The 557-nt window shown below is 69.8% G+C and carries 1 protein-coding gene; it reads right to left on the reverse strand.

Annotated features, from left to right (window positions below):
• Positions 1-557: condensation domain-containing protein (locus CVM73_RS38820; protein WP_146006763.1), on the reverse strand; the 557-nt coding region annotated here is incomplete at both ends.

Here is a 557-nt window from a genome sequence, read left to right on the forward strand (position 1 = left end):
CGCCATGCATGCGGCCGAACAGCACCGTGCCGAACACCACCTGCTCGCGGCCGCTGCTGCGCGCCACCACCTGGCCCCAGGCCAGATGGCACAGGCTCGCCAGGCTCACCCCCAGCCGCCGCGCCTGGCTGCGCAGCCGCGCGTTCAGCTGCTCCGGCAGCATCCGCTGCGCCTCTCGAACCCCGCTGCCGTCGCCGCGCACCTCGCTCAAGCCAAAGGGCGTGCATGGCTCGTCGATGTCTGCCAGCCACCCCCGGAAGAACGCTTCATCCGCCTTGGCATCAGCGCCGAGATGCGCCTGCGCCACCAGATTGCGGAACGGCTGTGGCTCGGTAAGCTCATGCGCCCGCCCCTCCAGCTCAGCCTGGACTTCGGCACGCATCACCTCCAGTGTCGTGTGGTCCCCGATCAGATGATGCTGCAGCTCCAACAGCAGCCAGCGCGCGCTGCCGGGCTCGCGCGCGATCACAAACCGCAACAAGGGCGCTCGGCCAAGCTCGATGCGCTGCCGGCGCGGATCAAACCGATCCTTCAGCTGCGCGCGGCCCGGACCAGCA

The sequence above is a fragment of the Bradyrhizobium forestalis genome, from assembly GCF_002795245.1.
GTDB classification, from domain to species: Bacteria; Pseudomonadota; Alphaproteobacteria; order Rhizobiales; family Xanthobacteraceae; genus Bradyrhizobium; species Bradyrhizobium forestalis.